The following is a 20,124-nucleotide window of genomic DNA, read 5'->3' as shown; positions in this document are numbered from 1 at the left end:
ATGGATAATCTGGTAGACGCTGCGGCGCATTCTCTGGGCTCGTCGCGTCGGTCTGGTGTGATATCCATCATTGGGCATGCCGTGACTTAGCTCACCGTTGCGTTCATATTGGTCATGGGAGGTGCTTGATGATTCACCGCTGGAGTATCGCCCGCAGGCTTTTTGTTGCCAACCTGCTGATTGTGCTTGCCTTCATCGCGATCGTGGGCACGGCGACCTATGTTGATGCCCGGGACCGCAGCTATGAGGAAGCCGGACGGCGGATGACCGGGGTGGCGGCCGCTGTGGCCGCCAATCCGCTGGTCCTGCAGGCTGCTGACGCCGCGGATCCGTCGTCGCTGCTGCAGCCTTATGCGCTGGCCGTCATGGCTGGTTCCGGAGCGGATTTCGTCACCATCATGGCACCGGACAGGACCCGCTGGACACATCCCCGGAACGAGGAACTCGGCAGGCCCTACATCGGCTCCATCGAGGCCCCGCTGCGCGGCGAAATATTCACGGAGGTCACGGCGGGAACGCTTGGGCCCTCCGTGCGGACCGTTGTTCCGGTCAAGGATGCTGCCGGGAAAGTCAGGGCCCTCGTCGCCGCCGGTGTCACAGTCCGGACGGTCGATGTGGCCCTTTCCGGCCGGTTGCCGGCGCTGCTGGCCCTCGGCGCCGCCCTTCTGGTAGGCGGCTCGCTGGCGTCCTTGCTGTTGGGCCGGTACTTGCGCCGCGTAACCCGAGGCTGGGGGCCCGAGCAGTTGGCGCAGTTGTTTGCCTATTACGAATCGGTACTTCATTCCGTCCGCGAAGGGCTCATTCTCATCGACACCAAGGGCAGGGTGGTGATGTACAACGACCAGGCAGCAGACCTGCTGGGGCTGGAGCCCCGGGGCTCGGACGACGATCCGTCACGGCCACCGCTGCTGGCGGACCTCCCGCTGGCACCGAGCCTAAAGGCCCTCTTCGAATCGGGCCGGACTGCCCTCGACGAGATCCATCTGACGGGTCCGCGGATCGTGGTGGTGAACCAGGGCCCGGCCGTTGAGCCGGTCTCCCCCGGCGTCCGGCGCCCGGCCGTCTTCGGAACCGTTGCCACCATCCGCGACCGGACGGAGATCGAGTCACTGGGCAGTGAACTGGAGACAATGAGGACGCTCTCCGATGCCCTCCGCGCCCAGACCCACGAGCACGCCAACCGGCTGCACACCATGGTTTCCCTGCTGGAACTGGGCCGCACCCGGGAGGCCTTGGACTTCGCCACCAAGGACCTTGAACTGAGTCAGCAGCTCACGGATGAGATGGTGAGCTCCGTGGACGAGCCCGTACTCAGCGCCCTGATCATGGGCAAGGCGGCAGAAGCGAATGAACGCGGCGTCAAGCTGACGCTCGCGGCAGAAGGCTCTGCGTCAGTCACGGGCCTGGCTGTCCAGGACCTTGTCACCATCCTGGGAAACCTCTTGGACAACGCGATCGACGCAGCCGCGGATGGCGCCGGACCCAAGTCGGTACAGCTGACGGTTGAGTCCGATTCTGAAGGCCTGGACATCACGGTGGAGGATTCGGGCCCGGGTGTGGACCCGGCCGCGGTGGAGGACATTTTCCGGCAGGGCTTCAGCACAAAGGCTGCGGGCCCCTTCGGGCGCGGCATTGGCCTGGCCCTCGTCCGGCAGGCCGTGCAGCGGCTGGACGGTACCATGACAATCACCGGCGCACACGGCGCACGCTTCCATGTCTTCCTGCCGGCCCTGGCCGCCGGAACGGATAAGGAGGAGCAGGTCCTGTGAGTGATATCCGAGTCCTCGTGGTGGAGGACGAACCGGTGGCATCCGCAGCCCATGCGGCCTACGTGGGCCGGATGCCCGGGTTCGCGCTGGCAGGCACCGCACCTGACGGACAGTCCGCGCTCAGGCTCCTGGCGGAGCTCGCGGCTGCCGGCCAACCGGTGGAACTCGTCCTGCTGGACATGAACCTTCCGGATCTGCACGGCCTGGACATTGCCCGGCGGATGCGCGCCGCCGGGATCCTGGCGGACATCATCGCGATCACTGCCGTACGGGAGGTGGCGATCGTCCGGAGCGCGGTTGCCATCGGCGTGGTCCAGTACCTGATCAAGCCCTTCACGTATTCCACGTTTGCGGACAAGCTGGGCAGCTACCGGCTGTTCCGGCAGCAGTTGGCGGCGCCCGCGGCCGGGGCGGGCAGGGCGGGGGCGTCCCAGAGCGAAGTGGACCAGGCGTTTGCAAGCCTCCGGGCGCCGTCGGAACTGCCGTTACCGAAAGGCCTCTCCGGCTCCACGCTCGAGGCCGTCAAGGAGTACCTGAAGCAGCAAGGGAGCGCGGTGTCGGCCACCGAGGTCATGACGGCGCTGGGCATGTCGCGGGTGACCGCCCGGCGCTACCTCGAATACCTTGCCGACGCCGGCACGGCCACCCGGGCACCGCGCTACGGCACGCCCGGCCGTCCGGAGAACGAATACGGCTGGAACCGGTCCTAGGCGGCGCCGCCCGGCCGCAGCACGCCCAACAACTGCCCGATGACGTCCGGGTCCTCAATGGTGGAGGGCACTACGTACTCGTCGCCGTCGGCAATCTGCCGCATCGTCTTGCGCAGGATCTTGCCCGACCGGGTCTTGGGCAGGGCCTGAACCACCGTCGCGTGCTTAAAGTCGGCCACGGGTCCAATGTCCTTGCGCACCAGGGCCACCAGCTCGCGGACCAGTTGGGCTTCGTCGGCGTCCACTCCGGCTTTGAGTACCACGTAGCCGCTGGCGCGTTGCCCCTTGAGGGGGTCCGCCACCCCGATCACGGCGCACTCCGCGACGGCCGGGTGGCTGGAGATGACCTGTTCAATTGCACCGGTGGACAGCCGGTGGCCTGCCACGTTGATGATGTCATCGGTGCGGCCCATCACAAAGACATAGCCATCGGCGTCCCGGTAGCCGCTATCGCCCGTAACGTAGCTGCCCTCGAAGGCCGCCAGGTAGGAGGCCACGTAGCGGTCATCGTTTTGCCAGAGCGTGGTGAGGGTGCCCGGAGGCAGCGGCAGCCCCAGTACGATGTTCCCCTCCTCCCCCGGGTCCACCGGTTCGCCGGAACTATCCACGATGTTCAGGGCAAAGCCAGGCATGGGCACGGTGGGTGAACCAGGCTTGAAGGGCAAGTCCTCCAAGCCGCGAGGGTTGGCGCAAATGGCCCAGCCGGTTTCGGTCTGCCACCAGTGGTCCACCACGGGAACGCCCAAGACTTCGCCGGCCCAGCGGTACGTTTCCGTGTCGAGCCGTTCCCCGGCCGCAAACAGTGTGCGAAGGCTTGAGATGTCGTACCGGGCCAGTTCCGCCGCCTGCGGGTCGGCCTTGCGGATCGCCCGCAGGGCAGTGGGTGCAGTGAACAGCACGTTCACTTTATGGTCCTGAACTACGCGCCAGAAGGCGCCGGCGTCGGGAGTGCCCACCGGCTTTCCCTCGTAGAGTACCGACGTGGCACCCGCCAGCAGAGGGCCATAAACGATGTAGGAGTGGCCCACCACCCAGCCCACGTCTGACGCCGTCCACATCACGTCGCCGGGTCCAATGTCGTAGATGTTCGCCATGGTCCAGGAGAGGGCGACGGCGTGCCCGCCGTTGTCCCGCACCACACCCTTGGGGGTTCCGGTCGTGCCGGACGTGTAAAGAATGTAGAGCGGATCCGTTGCGGCCACGTCCACGGGCGCCGCCGGAACGGCGTTTTCCATCGCCTGGTCCCAATCCAGCCACCCCGGAAAGTCTGCGAGCGCGGTGGCGAAACCTTCCCGGCCCTTGACGATGACCGGAAGCTGGCCGGCGGCACTCAGGGCGAGGGCCTCGGCAACGGCGGGCAGATACTCCACCCGCCGTGAAGGTTCGATGCCGCCCGAAGCGGTGACAATGACAGACGGCTTGGCGTCGTCGATCCGGGCCGCCAACTCCTTCGGCGCGAACCCGCCGAACACCACTGAATGCACGGCCCCGAGCCGTGCGGTCGCCAGCATGGCGATGACCGCTTCGGGAATCATGGGCATGTAGATGACCACGCGATCTCCCTTCCCCACGCCCTGCGAGCGCAGCACCCCGGCAAACCGTGCAACCAAGGCCGTCAGTTCGGCATAGGTGAAGGTGCGCTTGACACCCAGCATCGCGGAGTCGTAGATGAGGGCGTCCTGGTCACCGCGCCCGGCTTCAACGTGCCGGTCGAGGGCGTTGTAGGAGGTGTTCAGCATGCCGTCCGGAAACCAGCGGTAAAGCGGGGCCGCCGAGTCATCCAGCGCCGCAGACGGTTCCCTGCTCCACGACACCGCATTCGCAGCCTCAAGCCAGAAGTCGTCCCGTTTTTCCAAGCTCCGCGAATAAGTTTCCTGATAGTTCATGCCGACCATGATGAGCTCCCGTCCACGCTGACAATTGCTCTCCATGCTATGCGCGGACCGCCGGCCACACAAGGCCTATGTATACATAGGTGCTTCCGGAAACGCGATTATGGGTAGAACTAGAGCGAAAAGGTGGTTTTATGTATACACTGGAAATCGTCACGAAATGAAGGGAGGACACCTTGCGGGCCAGCGACAAAGCCTACGCGGCGCTTCGCGAAGACATCATCGAATGGCGCCTCGCGCCCGGCACCGTCCTCGCCGAAGTCGAACAGTCTGAACGCCTCGGCGTGTCGCGTACCCCCGTCCGGGAGGCGCTGAGCCGCCTCACCGCCGAGGGACTGACGACGGCGGCAGGCGGCCGCGGCGTCGTCGTCACCGATATCTCCCTGGAGGACATCGACGAAATGTTCGAACTCCGCGAGACCCTCGAGGGCAAAGCGGCGGCCCTCGCCGCCGAACGCGGCGAGCGCACCGTGTTCGAACAGCTCCACGCCGACCTCCTGCGCGCCCCCGAACTCATCAGCCAGGATGACCCCGCCCGGCACGCCTACTACGCACTGGTGGGCCGCCTCGATGAGGCGATCGACGCCGCCATCTCGAACTCCTACCTCGCCCAGGCGATGCGCAGCCTGCGGGTCCACCTGGTCCGGGTCCGCCGCCTCGCCGCCGACGACGCACCGCGCCTGAATGCGGCCGCCGTCGAGCACGCAGCGATTGCCGAGGCGATCGCCGCCGGCAACGCCAAACTCGCCGAAGCAGCCACCACCCTGCACCTGCACCGCAGCCTTTCCCACGTCAAAGCCACCCACTCACCTAATGAGGAGAACCATGGTTAAGCTCAACCACGTCCGTGTCTACAAGAGCGAAGAGAACCTCGCCCGAAAAGACCAGCTGGCCCACAAAATCGCAGAGGTCGCCGCCGACCCCGTCGAGGTAACTCCGGAAGTCACCGAGATGGTCATCAACCGGGTCATCGACAACGCCTCCGTGGCCATCGCTTCCCTGAACCGCGGGCCCATCGTCGCCGCCCGCGCCCAGGCGTTGACACACGCCCCCACCACGAACGGCAAGGGCGCCGGCGTCTTCGGCATCACGGACAGGGTCTCCCCCGAATGGGCTGCCTGGGCCAACGGCGTGGCCGTCCGCGAACTCGACTACCACGACACCTTCCTGGCGGCCGAGTACTCGCACCCCGGCGACAACATCCCGCCGATCCTCGCCGTTGCACAGCACGTCGGAGCCAGCGGCAGGGATCTGATCCGCGGCATCGCCACCGGCTACGAGATCCAGGTCGATCTGGTCAAAGCCATCTGCCTGCACAAGCACAAGATCGACCACGTGGCGCACCTCGGCCCGTCCGCCGCTGCCGGCATCGGCACGCTGCTGGGCCTTGACGTCGAGACCATCTTCCAGTCGGTCGGCCAGGCGCTGCACACCACTACCGCCACCCGCCAGTCCCGCAAGGGCGAGATTTCCACCTGGAAGGCCCACGCTCCCGCGTTCGCCGGGAAGATGGCCGTTGAAGCCGTGGACCGTGCCATGCGCGGCCAGACCTCCCCCGTGCCGATCTATGAGGGCGAAGACGGTGTCATTGCCTGGATGCTGGATGGCCCGGATGCCTCCTACGAGGTGCCGCTGCCCGAGGCAGGCGAGGCAAAGCGGGCCATCATGGACACCTATACCAAGGAACACTCCGCCGAATACCAGGCCCAGGCCTGGATCGACCTGGCCCGCAAGCTGCACAAGGAGCACCCGGAGGCCACCGACCCCGCCAACGTGAAGTCGGTCCTGATCAAGACCAGCCATCACACGCACTACGTGATCGGTTCCGGCGCCAACGATCCGCAGAAGTACAGTCCCACGGCCAGCCGCGAAACGCTGGACCACTCCATCCCGTACATCTTCACCGTCGCCCTGCAGGACGGCTCCTGGCACCACGTTGATTCCTACGCCCCGGAACGTGCCGGCCGGCCCGACACCGTGGAGCTGTGGCACAAGGTCACCACCGAGGAAGACCCCGAGTGGACCCGCCGCTACCACTCGCTGGACATCGCCGAGAAGGCCTTCGGCGGATCCGTGGAGATCACCCTGAACGACGGCACCGTCATCACCGATCAGATCGCCGTGGCCGACGCGCACCCGCTCGGCGCCCGGCCTTTCGCCCGCCAGCAGTACATCAACAAGTTCCGCACGCTGGCAGCCGGGCTCGTCGCCGAGGAGGAAATCGAGCGTTTCCTCGCTGCCGCCGAAAGCCTCCCGGACTTGGGCCCGGGCGAGCTGGACCAGCTGAACATCACCGCCGCGCCCGGCGTCATCAACCTCAGCGACGCGCCCGCCGGCCTCTTCTAGGCCCACCGCCTTTTCCGACCTTCGACAGGGAGAACCCATGCTGTACTCCAAAACCACCCCGGAGCAGAAGCGCGTCGCACTGCGCCGGATGCTCGCCTCCGGCACCATCCAGCAGTTCCCGGGCGCCTTCAATCCGCTCTCGGCACGGCTAATCGAGGAAAAGGGCTTCGCCGGTGTGTACATCTCCGGTGCCGTGCTGGCCAATGACCTTGGCCTGCCGGACATCGGGTTAACCACCCTGACCGAGGTAACCACCCGGGCCGGGCAGATCGCCCGCATGACCGAGCTGCCCTGCCTGGTGGATGCGGATACCGGGTTCGGCGAACCCATGAACGTGGCCCGCAGCATCCAGGAACTCGAAAACGCCGGCCTGGCCGGCTGCCACATCGAGGACCAGTTCAACCCCAAGCGCTGCGGCCACCTGGACGGCAAGAACGTGGTGGACTTGGATACGGCCACTAAGCGCATCCGCGCTGCAGCGGATGCCCGCCGGGACCCGAACTTCCTGATCATGGCGCGCACCGACATCCGCGCCGTGGACGGAATCGAAGCGGCCCAGGACCGCGCCCGGGCCTTGGTGGAGGCAGGCGCGGACGCCATCTTCCCGGAGGCGATGAGGGACCTGTCCGAGTTCCAGGCCATCCGCGACGCCGTGGACGTGCCCATCCTGGCCAACATGACCGAGTTCGGTAAGAGCGACCTCTTCACGGTTGACCAGTTGCAGTCCGTGGGCGTCAACATGGTGATCTACCCGGTCACCCTCCTGCGCATTGCCATGGGGGCTGCAGAGCGTACGCTGGAAACGATCAAGGCAACAGGGTCGCAGGAAGCACAGGTGGAGAACATGCTCACCCGTGCGCGGCTCTATGACCTTGTGGACTACGAGGCCTACAACCACTTCGATACCGGCGTTTTCAACTTCCAGATTCCCGGCGTCCGCTAGGACCCGATCCCCGCAAGAACGAAGGAGTTCAACATGGTAGCTGTTGATATCAAGAAGGGCCTGGCCGGCGTCGTGGTGGACTACACCGCGGTCTCCAAGGTCAACCCCGACACCAACTCGCTGTTGTACCGCGGCTATCCCGTGCAGGAGCTCGCCGCTAAGTGCAGCTTCGAGGAGGTGGCTTTCCTGCTCTGGAACGGCGAACTGCCAACCCCCGAAGAGCTCGCGGAGTTCACCAGGCGCGAGCGCGCCGGACGCGCACTTGATCCGGTGGTGAAGCAGGTCATTGACGCACTGCCCACCACCGCCCACCCGATGGACGTGTGCCGGACCGCGGCGTCTGTCCTGGGCGCCCGGCATGAACTGGCCGAGGACTCCTCACCCGAGGCCAACATGGCCAAGGCCGTGGACCTTTTCGCGGCGATGCCGGCAGTTGTTGCCTACGACCAGCGCCGGCGCCGCGGCCAGGACGTGGTGGAACCCCGGGACGACCTGGGCTACTCAGCCAACTTTCTCTGGATGGCATTCGGCGAAGACCCGGTGGACGAAGTCATCAAGGCCTTCAACGTCTCGATGATCCTGTACGCCGAGCACTCGTTCAACGCCTCGACCTTCACGGCACGGGTGGTCACCTCGACCCTTGCTGACCTTCATTCGGCTGTGACGGCTGCCATCGGTGCACTCAAGGGTCCGCTCCACGGCGGTGCCAACGAGGCCGTCATGCATACTTTCGACGAGATCGGTATTCAGCCCGAGGAATCGTTGGAGGACGCCGCCGCCCGGGCGAAGGCCTGGATGGAGGACGCCCTGGCGCAGAAGAAAAAGGTCATGGGCTTCGGTCACCGCGTCTACAAGCACGGCGACTCCCGTGTCCCCACCATGAAGGCAGCGCTGGACAAGATGATCGCCCACTATGGCCGCCCTGAACTCCTGGGACTGTACAACGGGCTCGAGCAGGCCATGGACGAGGCGAAGGCCATCAAGCCCAACCTCGACTACCCGGCAGGCCCCACCTACCACCTCATGGGTTTCGATACGCCCACGTTCACGCCGCTGTTCGTGGCCAGCCGGATCACCGGGTGGACCGCGCACATCATGGAGCAGGCTGCTTCCAACTCGCTGATCCGGCCGCTGAGCGAATACAACGGTCCGGAGGAACGGCACGTCCCGTAAAACATTCAGGAATGAACGACGGCGGCCCGGTCACCTTGGACGGGTGACCGGGCCGCCGTTTGCGCGTTAATTCTCAGCGGGTGGAGTAGTCCAGCACCTCGCGGACGGTCTCGTTGTCATCGTTCAGGACCACGGTGAGGCGCAGCAAGGACCCTTCCAGCGCCATCGGAAGCCAGTGGGCTGCGTCCTGCCACATCCGCTCAACCGGCAAGGCACCGACGTCGAACCATTCCGGCGCGATCTCCACGCTTTCGGACGGTTCACCGTCCCAGCGCTCCGCCACGAACAGTCGGGTGCTCATGTTCCAGTCCGGCCGGGCCGGGAAGTCGAAGACCACCACGCCGGCGTCGTGGAGATCCGTTTCGAGGACCACCACGCCGGCTTCCTCCTGCACTTCGCGGCAGGCAGCCTGTTCATCTGTCTCCCCCGGCTCAACGTGGCCGCCAAGACCAACGATCTTGCCCATGCCAAAGCCGGTCTTCTTTGTTCCGAGGAGGACCTGGGGTGCGCCGGCGAACTCCCGGGTGAGAAAACACAGCGTGACGGCGGTATAGGTCATGTCAGCCCAGCGCCCGCGGGTGGGCGGCGGCGTAGATTTCGCGGAGGGTGTCCGCCGTGACCAGGGTATACACCTGGGTGGTGGTGACGGAGGCATGGCCCAGCAGTTCCTGCACCACGCGGACATCCGCCCCACCCTCGAGCAGGTGCGTGGCGAAGGAGTGCCTCAATGTGTGCGGCGAAACGTCCTTGGTGATGTTGGCTTTATCCGCGGCCGCCTTCAGGATGGTCCAGGCACTCTGCCGGCTGATTCTGCCGCCCCTCGCGTTCAGGAAGAGAGCGGGCGTTCCCTTGCCCTTTGCCGCCAGCAGCGGGCGGCCCCGCACGAGGTAGGCGTCCAAGGCCCGGGCGCCGTAGGAGCCGAGCGGCACCAGCCGTTCCTTGGACCCCTTGCCGAACAGCCGGACCACCGCAGGCCCTGCTTCGAGGTCCTGCAGGGAAATGTCGTCCACGTCCAGGCCCACGGCCTCGCTGATCCTTGCTCCCGTGGAATAGAGGAACTCAAGCAGGGCACGGTCCCGGAGTCCGGTGGCGGTGTCCGTGCCGGCCGCTTCGAGGATGCGGGTGACCTCGTCCACGCTGATGGCCTTGGGCAGCCTCTTGCCCGGCATGGGCGGGTGGACGTCGCTGGCGGGATCCGTGGTGGTCAGCCCTTCCAGCGCCCAAAACTTGTGCAGCCCGCGGACAGCCACCACTGTCCTGGCCGCGGACCTGACGCCCAGGGCCGTACCGCCGTCGGAACCATCATTGAGGGCAAGCACGAACCCCGTTACATGGTGGCGGGTGACCTGGTCCGGGCTTTCGCAGCCCTGTACTGCCAGGTAGCGGGAGTACCGGGCCAGGTCGCGGCGGTACGCTGCGAGCGTGTTCGGAGCCAGGCCGCGTTCGACGCCCATGTGCTGGAGATACGCCGTGACGGCACGGTGGACGGGGCTCTGGGGAGGAACGGTCGGCGCGGTCGCTTCCGAGGGCATGACCGCCGGGGCTGCGGCTTCCGGGGCTGCTTTGTCCACGGACGTGGCGGCTGTCATCAGCGCTGGCTAGGGTGCGCAGGCCAGGGTGCGTCTCCGGGACGCAGCCCGGCAAAACCATCGGCGCGCGCCGCTGCCGCGGCCAGGATTCCGACGACGGCGGACGGGTTATGCAGCCGTCCCGCCAGGACGGACGCCACAGCTTCGTCCAGTGCGATCCAGTGGAATTCGATTTCCGCTTCCTCATCGGTCCGTTCGTGGCGCTCGTGGTGCGGCACTTCGGTGAGGCCGCGCGCGAGGTAGATCCTGATGGCCTCGCTGGAAGACCCCGGTGAATTGAAGAAGTCGGCCAGGACGTTCCATGTGTCGGCGGCAAGGTCGGCTTCTTCAGCCAGCTCGCGGGCAGCGCCCACCACAAAATCCTCGCCTTCCACGTCCAGGAGCCCGGCCGGGATTTCCCAGAGGTCCATGCCCACGGGGTGGCGGTACTGCCTAATGAGCAGGACCTCACCGGCGTCGTTCATCGGCAGAACCGCAACGGCACCGGGGTGGTCGATGTAATCGCGGGTCAGTGCCTCGCCGGTCTCGCTCAGTTGGAAGCTGTCCCTCACAACGTCCCAGATCCGGCCTTCATAGACCTTCTCCGTAGACAAAAGACGGCGCGGGCTCGGTGCATCCGAAACCTGCTTTGCAGCTGGGGTCGTCTCAGGTGTACCGGGCATCGCGCCGTCCTCTACTTATTCGGTTCTATTGTGCAGCAACCGCAGGTGACGGCTCGGCGTCCGGTGCGTCCTGTGCGTTCTGCTCCTGGGCATTCTGATTCTGGGCATTCTGATGGTCCAGGGCGGCATTAATCAGCCCGCTGAACAACGGGTGGGGCCGTGTGGGACGCGAGCTCAGTTCCGGGTGCGCCTGGGTTGCCACGTAGTACGGGTGTACGTCACGGGGCAGTTCCACGTATTCCACGAGCTTGCCGTCCGGTGACGTGCCGGAGAACACCAGTCCCTCGGCTGCGATCTGATCACGATACTTGTTGTTGACCTCGTAGCGGTGGCGGTGGCGTTCGCTCACGGTGGTCTTGCCGTAGGTTTCTGCGATGACGGACCCTTCGTCGAGCTTTGCCTCGTACAAGCCCAGGCGCATGGTGCCGCCGAGATCGCCCTTGCCCTCCACGATGTCCAGTTGCTCTTCCATCGTCGCGATCACCGGGTACTTGGAGTCGGGTTCGAATTCGCTGGAGGATGCGCCTTCGAGGCCAACCACGTTGCGTGCATACTCGATGACCATGCACTGCAGGCCCAGGCAGAGGCCCAGCACCGGCAGCTTGGATTCGCGGGCGTACTTGAGGGCGCCCAGCTTTCCTTCGAGGCCACGGATGCCGAAGCCGCCGGGTACGCAGATGGCGTCCACGCCGTCGAGGGACGCCACAGCTCCCTCATGCGTTTCGCATTCATCCGACGGTACCCACCGGATCTTGACTTTGGTGTCGTTGGCGAAGCCGCCTGCGCGCAGGGCCTCGGTCACGGACAGGTAAGCGTCCGGGAGGTCGATGTACTTGCCCACCAGCGCGATTTCGACATGGTGCTTGGGGTTGTGGACTGCTTCGAGCAGCTTGTCCCAGCTGGTCCAGTCAACGTCCTTGAACGGCAGGTCCAGTGCGCGGACGATGTAGGAGTCCAGGCCCTGGGTGTGCAAGGTCTTGGGGATGTCGTAGATGCTCGGGGCATCAGGGCAGCCGATGACAGCTTCAATGTCGACATCACACATGCGGCCGATCTTGGCGCGCATGGCTTCGGGGATCTCGCGGTCCGAACGGATCACGATGGCTTCCGGCTGGATGCCGATGGAGCGCAGGGCGGCCACGGAGTGCTGGGTCGGCTTGGTCTTCAGTTCCTGCGAGGGTCCGATGTACGGAACCAGGGAGACGTGGACGAAGAAGACGTTGCCGCGGCCGATGTCCTGGCGGACTTGGCGCGCGGATTCGAGGAAGGGCTGCGACTCGATGTCGCCCACGGTGCCGCCGATTTCGGTGATGATAACGTCCGGCGCGTTCTTACCCTCGGCGGGAAGGCGCATGCGGCGCTTGATCTCATCAGTAATGTGCGGGATGACCTGGACGGTGTCACCCAGGTATTCGCCGCGGCGTTCCTTGGCGATCACGGTGGAGTAGACCTGACCGGTGGTGACGTTGGCGGAGCCTTCCAGGTTCTCGTCCAGGAAGCGCTCGTAGTGTCCGATGTCCAGGTCCGTCTCGGCGCCGTCGTCCGTGACGAAGACTTCACCGTGCTGGAAAGGGTTCATCGTGCCCGGATCCACGTTCAAGTACGGATCGAGCTTCTGCATAGTTACAGACAGGCCGCGTGCCCGCAGCAGGTGACCGAGGCTCGAAGCCGTCAGTCCCTTACCGAGCGAGGACGCCACACCACCGGTTACGAAGATGTGTTTGGTCGTCTTGGACGAGCCCGGGAACCGGGAATTTACACGGGAATTTGATCGCTGCACCACGGAATTCGAGCCTATCATCAATTGAGCCTTTCCCGGATCAGGAACTGGTTCCCCAAATGATCCAGTGTGCACGGCCGGACCCATGCGATCAAGGGTTGGCCGCGGGTCAGGCCCGCTGCGGCAGCAGTTTTGCGTCGTCAAGGAGCTCTTGGGCGTGCGCCTGCGCCGATTCGGAATCCTCTTGGCCTGCGAGCATCCGCGCAAGTTCCCTGACCCTTTCCGTGCCGTCGAGGAGTCGCACATCACTGGACGTGAACCCGGTGGCCGTACCGCCGTCGGCTCCCCGCACCGATGTTTTGGTGACCGTGATGTGCTGGTCAGCGAACGCCGCCACCTGCGGCAAGTGCGTGACCACCAGGACCTGAACGTGCCGGGCGAGCATGGCCAGCCGGCGTCCGATTTCGACGGCAGCGCGGCCGCCCACTCCGGCGTCCACTTCGTCAAACACGAAGGTAGGCACCGGGTCAACCGCTGCCAGCACCACTTCGATGGCGAGCATCACGCGGGACAGTTCACCCCCGGAGGCACCCTTCCCGAGCGGCCGCGCCGGGGCCCCGGAGTGCGGCTGCAGCAGGAACGAGATCTCATCCGCACCATACGGGGTCAGCTGTCCGGCACCCTCGAGGTTGATCACCAGGGTGGCATCGGCCATGGCCAGCGCCTTGAGCTCGGCGCTGACCCGGCGGGAGAGGTCCTTCGCGGCCTTGGCCCGGATCTTGGTCATGGCGGCGGCCTGCTTCTGCAGCTCCGCTTCGGCCCGGGCAACCTCGGCATCCAGCGCCTCGATGCGGCTGGAGTCGTCCTGCAGTTCGTCGAAGCGGACCCGGGCGTTCTCGGCCCAGACCAGGACTTCGTCGATGCTGGGAGCGTACTTCCGGACCAGCTTGGCCAGGGCTGCCCTGCGGTCTTCGATTTCGGCAAGCCGCTCCGGCCCCTCCGAATCCAGGCCCGCCTGGTAGCTGGCCAGTTCCGTGGCGATGTCGTTGAGCAGGAAGCCCACTTCGGCCAGGCGTGCCGCGGCGGCCCCCAGTTCGGCGTCGTGTTCAGCCACGTGTTCGAGGGTCCGCTTCGCGGCGTCCACAAGGGTGGTGGCATCGCCCTCGTCACCGTAATCCTCCGCGATGAGGGCCTGGTGCGCGGTGTTGGCCGCGATCCTGAGTTCCTCCACGTTGGCCAGTTTCATGGCCTCCGCCTTCAGAGATTCGTCCTCCCCCGGCTGAGGATCCACCTCGTCGATCTCGGCCAGCGCGATCTCCAGCGACTCGGCCTCACGGATCCTGTCGCGGGCGGCGCTGCGGAGGCTCTCCAGCTCCGTCTGGCTGGCCTTCCAGTGGCTGTACAGCGACTGGTAGGTGCCCAGCGGGACCGCCAGGGCCTCGCCGGCGAACTTGTCCAGGGCGCCGCGCTGGGCAACTGCGCCCTTCAGCCGGATCTGGTCCGACTGGCCGTGGACCACCACGAGGGTTTCGCCGATTTCGGCGAGAACGCCTACCGGCGCCGCGCGCCCGCCCAGGAAGGCCCGGCTGCGCCCGTCTGCCCCAAGTCGCCGGGCCAGGATGAGTTCCGCGCCGCCGTCGAACTCCTCGACGTCGGCACCCGCCTCCACTGCCCGGGCAATCGCCGGGTGCCCGGCGTCGAGCTTAAGCACGGCTTCGGCGGTGGCACTTTTCGCACCGCTCCGTACCGCCCCAGCGTCGGATCTGGCCCCCAGCAGGAGACCGACGGCGGTGACCACCATGGTTTTTCCGGCGCCTGTTTCGCCGGTGACGACGCTCAGCCCGGGGCCAAGGGGCAGGGTGGCGTCGGTGATGACGCCCAGATCGCGGATTCTCAGTTCTTCAAGCATGGTTCACTTTGCGTTCGCGGGATCGGTTTCATCTTCTTCTGGGTGGTCCTTGGCGGGCACCTGAAGCGGCGGCATCGGGGCGGGCGTCCTGACCACCGGGATGGGACCGGTGTGGATGGCGCCCGACTGGGGAACCGGTCCCCGCCAGCCATGGATGGGCAGTTCGAATTTGCGGACCAGCCGGGCGGAAAACGGCGTCTGGTGGGTTCTTGCCAGCCGGACCGGGGTGGGAGATTTTGTCACTTCCACGCGTGCACCGGGCGGCAGGTCCACAGAGCGACGGCCGTCGCACCAGAGCACGCCCTCGGCGCCGGTACGGGTGAGGACCTCCACCGCCAGCCGCGACCGCGGTGATACCACCAGGGGCTTGGCGAAGAGCGCGTGCGCGCTGATGGGTACGATCAGCAGGGCTTCGACTTCGGGCCAGACCACCGGTCCGCCTGCGGAGAAGGCGTAGGCAGTGGAACCGGTGGGAGTGGCCAGCACCACGCCGTCGCAGCCAAAGGATGACAGGGGGCGCTCGTCCACTTCGGTGACCAGCTCAAGCATGCGTTCGCGGTTGGCCTTTTCGATCGCGGCCTCGTTGAGGGCCCAGGTGTGCCAGATTTTTTGGCCACGGACCCAGACCTGCACGTCGATGGTCATCCGCTCTTCCACCGTATAGTCGCGGCGCGCAATCCATTCCACGGTCTGGGCCAGGTCCGCACGCTCACTTTCGGCCAGGAACCCCACGTGTCCCAGGTTGACGCCCAGCAGTGGAACGTCGACATCCCGGACCAGCTCGGCGGCGCGCAGGATGGTGCCGTCACCGCCCAGGACCATCACCAGCTCTACGTCCGGCAGCATCACATGGTCGTGCAGAATTTCCACCGGCTGGGTGAGGTGGCCGAAGAATCTTTCCATGTCCGCCAGCTCGGATTCCTGCATCACCGGGACAATCCCTGAGTCGTGGAGCTGGGCGCAGGCCTCCCAGGCAGCCTTCAGCGACTCCTCGCGGCCAGTGTGGGCAAGGACAAGTACTCGCCTGGTCATCAGGTTCCGCTCTCTAGTGGTTCGGCCAAATTCGTCCAAGCAAGCCATCAAGGGCTGCCTGGCGCTCTTCGATCTTAGGCAGGTCCTGCGTCATCCTGCGCTTTATCCACAGGAAGTATTCGACGTTTCCGTCCTGGCCGGGCAGGGGGCTTGCTGCCAATCCGCACAAGTCCAGTCCGGCGTCGAGCGCTGAATTCGCGACTTTTTCCACCGCCATCCGGCGTTCACGCTCGGAATTCACCACGCCCGTACGGCCCAGCCGGTCCTTGCCGATCTCGAACTGCGGCTTCACCATGAGCACCAGGTCACCGCCAGGGTGTGTGCACAGAGCCAGCGGATGGACCACAAGGGTCAGCGAGATGAAGGAGAGGTCAGCCACCGTCACCTCGGACTGGCCGCCAATGTCCGCGGGCGTCATGTACCGCACGTTCATGCCTTCATGGACGGCCACCCGGGGGTCCTCACGGAGCTGAGGCACCAGCTGGCCGTGCCCGACGTCGACCGCCACCACGTGTGCCGCACCGCGCCGCAGGAGCACCTCGGTGAAGCCGCCGGTGGAAGCGCCGGCATCCAGGCACCTTTTGCCTTCGACGATGACCTCGGGGAACGCATCAAGCGCTCCCGCGAGTTTGTGGCCGGCGCGGCTGACATAGCTGTCCTCGTCGGTGTGCTGGACGGCCAGGTCCTTGTCCTCCGGCACTTGGAGGGAAGCCTTGGAAAGGACCTGCCCCGCGGAGCTCACCTTGCCCTCGGCTATGAGGGCGGCGGCGTGGGTCCGCGACCTCGCCAGGCCGCGGGCCACCAGGGCCTGGTCAAGCCGCGCCATGGTCAGGCCCTTCCTTCACCGTTGGGAGCGTCCTCATTCAAGGCCATCAGCAGGGCGTCATGCAGTTCTGCATAGACTGCCTCATGATCTGCCACCGGCTTGTCCGCCACCCCATCCAGGGCCGCGACGATGGCCACGATCCGCGGATCGCTGACCTGTGGCGCCTCGGTCCCGGGCCATTCTGGTGTGTGCTGGGCTGGTTCGTCGTTGTCCTCGTCGTTCAGCTCAGTCATTGGCCCAGTCTACTGATTTACTGAGTGCGCCATTCGAGTCGGGGCAACCGGGCCTCTGCGGTTTCCGGTACGGCGGCCCACCAAGCGGCACAGGCAGCCCGCCAGGCGTTGAGGTCATCCTCGCGCCCTTGGACGCGGACGGTGTCCCCTTCGGCGTGTGCCGTGGCATCGCCGCAGCGATAGCTCCCGTCGTTGTTGTCGACGGCGGGGTAGGGGCGGTGCAGGTCGCTGAGTTCGCCGATAATGTAGTCCGGACGTTCGGCAGTGCGGGCCGCGAGGATCGTGGTTTTGGTGTCGACCCCGGTCAGCACCGCCACCGTGGCAAAGCCCGCGTTGTTACCGCCGAGGATGTCGGTGTCCAGCCTGTCACCCACCACCAGGGGGCGGTCAGCGGCGAGCCGTTTGGCCGCGGTATGGAACAGCGGAGCCTCGGGTTTTCCTGCGACCAGGGGCGTCTGGCCCGTTGCTGCCGCAACGGCTGCCACCAGGGCCCCGTTGCCTGGGGCGATTCCGCGTGCCTGCGGGATGGTCCTGTCCGTGTTGGTGGCTACCCAAAGGGCCCCTGCGGACACCACGTAGGAGGCCTCCGCAAGGTCCTTCCAGCCGATCTCCGGATTGAATCCCTGGACCACAGCGACAGGATCTTCGTCCTGGCCGCTGACAGGGGTCAGGCCCACGAGCTCGATCTCTTGTGCCAGCGCCGGGCTGCCGGTAATCAATACTTTGGCTCCGGCAGGCAGCATTGAGGACAGCAGTTCGGCTGCCGCCTGTGAGGAACTGACAACTTGGTTGTCCTCGGCGGGCGCACCCAGTTCACGCAGGTGCGCTGCAACCTGCGCGGGCGTGCGGGAGGCATTGTTGGTGACGTATCCCAGGCCGATGCCCAGGCCTGCCAGTTGCTGCAGCGATCCCACGGCACCGGGGATGGCGTGGGGCCCCGCGTAAACCACTCCGTCCAGGTCGGCCAACAGTGCATCAAATAGGGAAATCAGGGGAACTTCAGTCATAGCGGGCTAGCTGTCCCGTCCTTCGGAGTGCCCCGCTTCGTCGACGTTGCCGCCGTCGAAGTCGCCGGCGTCGGCTGCATCCTCGTGGACTGAACCCTCGGGATCCGCTGCGGCCTCTTCAGAAACACCGGATTCGAGTTCGTCAGATTCAACCGAGTCCTCATCAGACTCGGCGTCATCGGACTCGAAGTAGTCGGATTCCACGTCATCGATTGCGGCGTCCACACCAGTGGACGCGGCTGTTCCTGCAGGATTCTCGCCTGCTGCTTCGGGCCGGGAAGCAGCTGTGGTGTTCTTGGCTTCAGGGGCTTCGGCCGCACGCTCCAGGAGGCGCCGGCGCTGGGCTTCCTCCCGGGCTTCCTCTTCCTCGTCCCAGCCCAGGTCCACGATGTCCGGTTCTTCGTCAACCCCGAGGCCCAAGGCGTTCTCAGCCACTACAGCCTGCTTCTGCCATTTGGCGGCTTCTTCCTGGCGGCCCACGGCGGCCAAAGCGTCAGCGTAGGCGCGGAACAGACGGGGGCTGTAGGAGAAAGCGCGGTTGATGTCCAGCTGGGCGATTTCAAGCTCTGCCACGGCAGCGTCCAACTGGCCGAGATCCGTCCGGGCTCCAGCTGCCACAATGGCCAGCTCGGCCTTGCCCGCAGCGTCCAGGTCGTTGGCTTCCTCAGAACGCACCACGTCCAAGGCGCGGTCGGGCCGGCCCAAGCCACGTTCGCAATCCGCCATCACTGGTAGGTGCACGTTCGAACCGCTAATGCGGCGGTAGGTCCGGAATTCGCGCAGCGCCTCGCCGTAGTGTCCTGCCGCGTAAGCGGTCAGTCCGACGGCCTCACGGACGGCAGCCAGCCGGCCACCACGCCGGCTCGCGGCCAGGGCGTGCTGGAAGGCAAGCTCGGGTTCTTCATCGATCAGGCGACCAGCCATGACGAGGTGGCGGGCAACCCACTCCGCGCTCTTGGCTTCCAGCGTCTTGATCTGGTGCTGGGTGGCGCGGTCAAGTTCCTTGCCGGTGACGTCCTCATCGATCTCAGGAGACCGTTCGCGGTCGGGACGGTTGGCGCTGCGAAGATCACGCGCATTGGGAACACGGGCCGGACGATCTTCGGCGCGGTCCCTCCCGAACTGGCGGGGACCGGAGTCACCGCGGTCGAAACTGCGGGGTGCACGGTCCTGGCGGTCGCCAAACGGCTTGCGATTGTCACCGCCACCGAACCCACGCCGATCACCTTCACCCTCGCGGCGCGGACGATCACCAAAAGGCTTGCTGTCGCGGTCACCGAACGGTTTACGGTCGCGCTCCCCGCCACCGAACCCACGGCGATCACCCTCACCTTCGCGGCGCGGACGATCACCAAAAGGCTTGCGGTCGCGGTCACCGAACGGTTTGCGGTCGCGCTCCCCGCCGCCGAACCCACGGCGATCACCTTCGCCCTCGCGCCGCGGACGATCACCAAAAGGCTTGCGGTCGCGGTCACCGTAAGACTTCCGCTCTCCACCACCGCTGAACGGCTTCTGCTCTCCCCCACCGAAGCCGCGGCGATCACCTTCGCCCTCGCGGCGCGGACGATCACCAAAAGGCTTGCGGTCGCGGTCACCGTAAGACTTCCGCTCTCCACCACCGCTGAACGGCTTCCGCTCTCCCCCACCGAAGCCGCGGCGATCACCTTCGCCCTCGCGGCGCGGACGATCACCAAAAGGCTTATCACGCTCGCCATAGGGCTTGCGGTCACCCGCCCCGGGCGCACGCTTCGGCGACTCGGAATTCCGGTCATCACGTGAGCGGAATCCGCGCGGTTCTCCGCCGGAATTGTTCGTCCCGCGGAAGGGGCCGCGGTTGTTGCCGCCGCGATTGCCGCCGTTGTGCTCAGCCATGGGGATTCCTCCTGTTGTGAGCCGACCACTGGCGCAATCGCAGCCGCTCATTCCGTGTTTCGTTATCCTACGCAACCCGAAATCAAGCGCTTCGAAGTCCGTACATCTGAGTCAATTCTAGGCGACACGGCACCGGCGCATGACATGGATCCGCCCCGGAAGCCCCGGCCGTGGGAATGTTCACACCTCCCCGGGGGACGCTCTCGCAGTTGGTGTGGGTTTCCGTGGGAGGCTCCCGCGGTGTGTGTGGGGTTCGACGGCGGCCGGTCGGGGGTGGGTGTTTTGTGCCGGCGGGTGGTTATTGAAGGGGTGGTTAAAGTGGGAGAGCCTCCAAACGGTGTTTGGAGGCTCTCAACCATTTAATAGTTGTTCCGGCGGTGACCTACTCTCCCACACCCTCCCGGGTGCAGTACCATCGGCGCTGTGGGTCTTAGCTTCCGG

18 protein-coding genes and 1 rRNA gene are annotated in these 20,124 nt (G+C 65.7%); 7 read left to right on the top strand and 12 right to left on the bottom strand.

The window, feature by feature from the left end:
- The first annotated feature begins 128 nt into the window (after positions 1-128).
- Together AB4Y73_RS05965 and AB4Y73_RS05960 are read left to right on the top strand one after the other, a co-directional pair.
- Positions 129-1,769, top strand: coding sequence for a sensor histidine kinase (locus AB4Y73_RS05965; protein WP_441869888.1), 1,641 nt, complete (start codon positions 129-131; stop codon positions 1,767-1,769).
- A complete protein-coding gene (locus AB4Y73_RS05960) occupies positions 1,766-2,479 on the top strand; it encodes a response regulator (RefSeq protein ID WP_441869880.1) in 714 nt (237 codons plus the stop codon). The genes AB4Y73_RS05965 and AB4Y73_RS05960 overlap by 4 nt, the downstream gene beginning before the upstream one ends.
- Here the strand turns inward: AB4Y73_RS05960 and AB4Y73_RS05955 are convergent.
- Complete coding sequence (locus AB4Y73_RS05955) at positions 2,476-4,374, bottom strand: propionyl-CoA synthetase (protein ID WP_441869877.1); 1,899 nt, start codon at positions 4,372-4,374, stop codon at positions 2,476-2,478. The genes AB4Y73_RS05960 and AB4Y73_RS05955 overlap by 4 nt on opposite strands.
- Positions 4,375-4,547: 173 nt before the next feature.
- On the opposite strand from AB4Y73_RS05955, the gene AB4Y73_RS05950 reads away from it, so the two are divergent.
- The 4 genes from AB4Y73_RS05950 to AB4Y73_RS05935 are packed head-to-tail and all read left to right on the top strand — an operon-like array spanning position 4,548 to position 8,833.
- The gene (locus AB4Y73_RS05950; protein ID WP_441869874.1) at positions 4,548-5,204 is read left to right on the top strand and encodes a GntR family transcriptional regulator; all 657 of its coding nucleotides are present in this window, start codon (positions 4,548-4,550) and stop codon (positions 5,202-5,204) included.
- Positions 5,197-6,717 (top strand): MmgE/PrpD family protein, encoded by a 1,521-nt coding sequence (locus AB4Y73_RS05945; protein ID WP_441869871.1) that lies wholly within the window; start codon positions 5,197-5,199, stop codon positions 6,715-6,717. Before AB4Y73_RS05950 ends, AB4Y73_RS05945 begins: the two co-directional genes overlap by 8 nt.
- A gap of 37 nt (positions 6,718-6,754) precedes the next feature.
- On the top strand, positions 6,755-7,660 hold the full coding sequence (gene prpB, locus AB4Y73_RS05940; RefSeq protein WP_441869869.1) for a methylisocitrate lyase: 906 nt from the start codon (positions 6,755-6,757) through the stop codon (positions 7,658-7,660).
- Between the two features lie 33 nt (positions 7,661-7,693).
- Entirely contained in the window at positions 7,694-8,833 is a 1,140-nt protein-coding gene (locus AB4Y73_RS05935) for a bifunctional 2-methylcitrate synthase/citrate synthase (RefSeq protein ID WP_441869866.1), read from the top strand.
- 73 nt (positions 8,834-8,906) lie between these two features.
- Here AB4Y73_RS05935 and AB4Y73_RS05930 read toward each other — a convergent pair whose 3' ends face one another.
- From AB4Y73_RS05930 to AB4Y73_RS05885, 10 genes are all read right to left on the bottom strand, one after another.
- The gene (locus AB4Y73_RS05930; protein WP_441869863.1) at positions 8,907-9,392 is read right to left on the bottom strand and encodes an 8-oxo-dGTP diphosphatase; all 486 of its coding nucleotides are present in this window, start codon (positions 9,390-9,392) and stop codon (positions 8,907-8,909) included.
- A 1-nt stretch (position 9,393) separates the two neighbouring features.
- Positions 9,394-10,365, bottom strand: a complete 972-nt coding sequence (gene xerD / locus AB4Y73_RS05925) for a site-specific tyrosine recombinase XerD (RefSeq protein WP_441870269.1) — start codon at positions 10,363-10,365, stop codon at positions 9,394-9,396.
- A 56-nt stretch (positions 10,366-10,421) separates the two neighbouring features.
- Positions 10,422-11,084, bottom strand: a complete 663-nt coding sequence (locus AB4Y73_RS05920; RefSeq protein ID WP_441869860.1) for an NUDIX domain-containing protein — start codon at positions 11,082-11,084, stop codon at positions 10,422-10,424.
- Positions 11,085-11,109: 25 nt separating this feature from the next.
- Positions 11,110-12,885, bottom strand: a complete 1,776-nt coding sequence (locus AB4Y73_RS05915; RefSeq protein ID WP_441869857.1) for a CTP synthase — start codon at positions 12,883-12,885, stop codon at positions 11,110-11,112.
- Between the two features lie 88 nt (positions 12,886-12,973).
- Positions 12,974-14,713, bottom strand: coding sequence for a DNA repair protein RecN (recN, locus tag AB4Y73_RS05910; RefSeq protein WP_441869854.1), 1,740 nt, complete (start codon positions 14,711-14,713; stop codon positions 12,974-12,976).
- 3 nt (positions 14,714-14,716) lie between these two features.
- Entirely contained in the window at positions 14,717-15,745 is a 1,029-nt protein-coding gene (locus tag AB4Y73_RS05905; RefSeq protein ID WP_441869851.1) for an NAD kinase, read from the bottom strand.
- A 13-nt stretch (positions 15,746-15,758) separates the two neighbouring features.
- Complete coding sequence (locus AB4Y73_RS05900) at positions 15,759-16,571, bottom strand: TlyA family RNA methyltransferase (RefSeq protein WP_441869848.1); 813 nt, start codon at positions 16,569-16,571, stop codon at positions 15,759-15,761.
- 2 nt (positions 16,572-16,573) lie between these two features.
- Positions 16,574-16,804: a hypothetical protein gene (locus AB4Y73_RS05895; RefSeq protein ID WP_441869845.1), complete on the bottom strand. Its 231-nt coding sequence runs from the start codon at positions 16,802-16,804 to the stop codon at positions 16,574-16,576.
- A 17-nt stretch (positions 16,805-16,821) separates the two neighbouring features.
- Positions 16,822-17,811 carry an HAD-IIA family hydrolase gene (locus AB4Y73_RS05890; protein WP_441869842.1) on the bottom strand — a complete coding sequence of 330 codons (990 nt, stop codon included), beginning with the start codon at positions 17,809-17,811 and terminating at the stop codon, positions 16,822-16,824.
- 6 nt (positions 17,812-17,817) lie between these two features.
- Complete coding sequence (locus AB4Y73_RS05885; protein WP_441869839.1) at positions 17,818-18,735, bottom strand: hypothetical protein; 918 nt, start codon at positions 18,733-18,735, stop codon at positions 17,818-17,820.
- A 6-nt stretch (positions 18,736-18,741) separates the two neighbouring features.
- On the opposite strand from AB4Y73_RS05885, the gene AB4Y73_RS05880 reads away from it, so the two are divergent.
- Positions 18,742-19,590, top strand: a complete 849-nt coding sequence (locus AB4Y73_RS05880) for a hypothetical protein (protein WP_441869836.1) — start codon at positions 18,742-18,744, stop codon at positions 19,588-19,590.
- A gap of 462 nt (positions 19,591-20,052) precedes the next feature.
- Here AB4Y73_RS05880 and rrf read toward each other — a convergent pair.
- Positions 20,053-20,124: ribosomal RNA gene (rrf, locus tag AB4Y73_RS05875) — 5S ribosomal RNA — on the bottom strand; the annotation flags it as partial.

Origin of the sequence: Pseudarthrobacter sp. TAF60_1 (assembly GCF_052113505.1) — a bacterium.
In the GTDB taxonomy this organism is placed as follows: Bacteria; Actinomycetota; Actinomycetes; order Actinomycetales; family Micrococcaceae; genus Arthrobacter.
The sequence above is the reverse complement of the archived record's forward strand: the minus strand, read 5'-3'. Positions and strand labels throughout refer to the sequence as shown.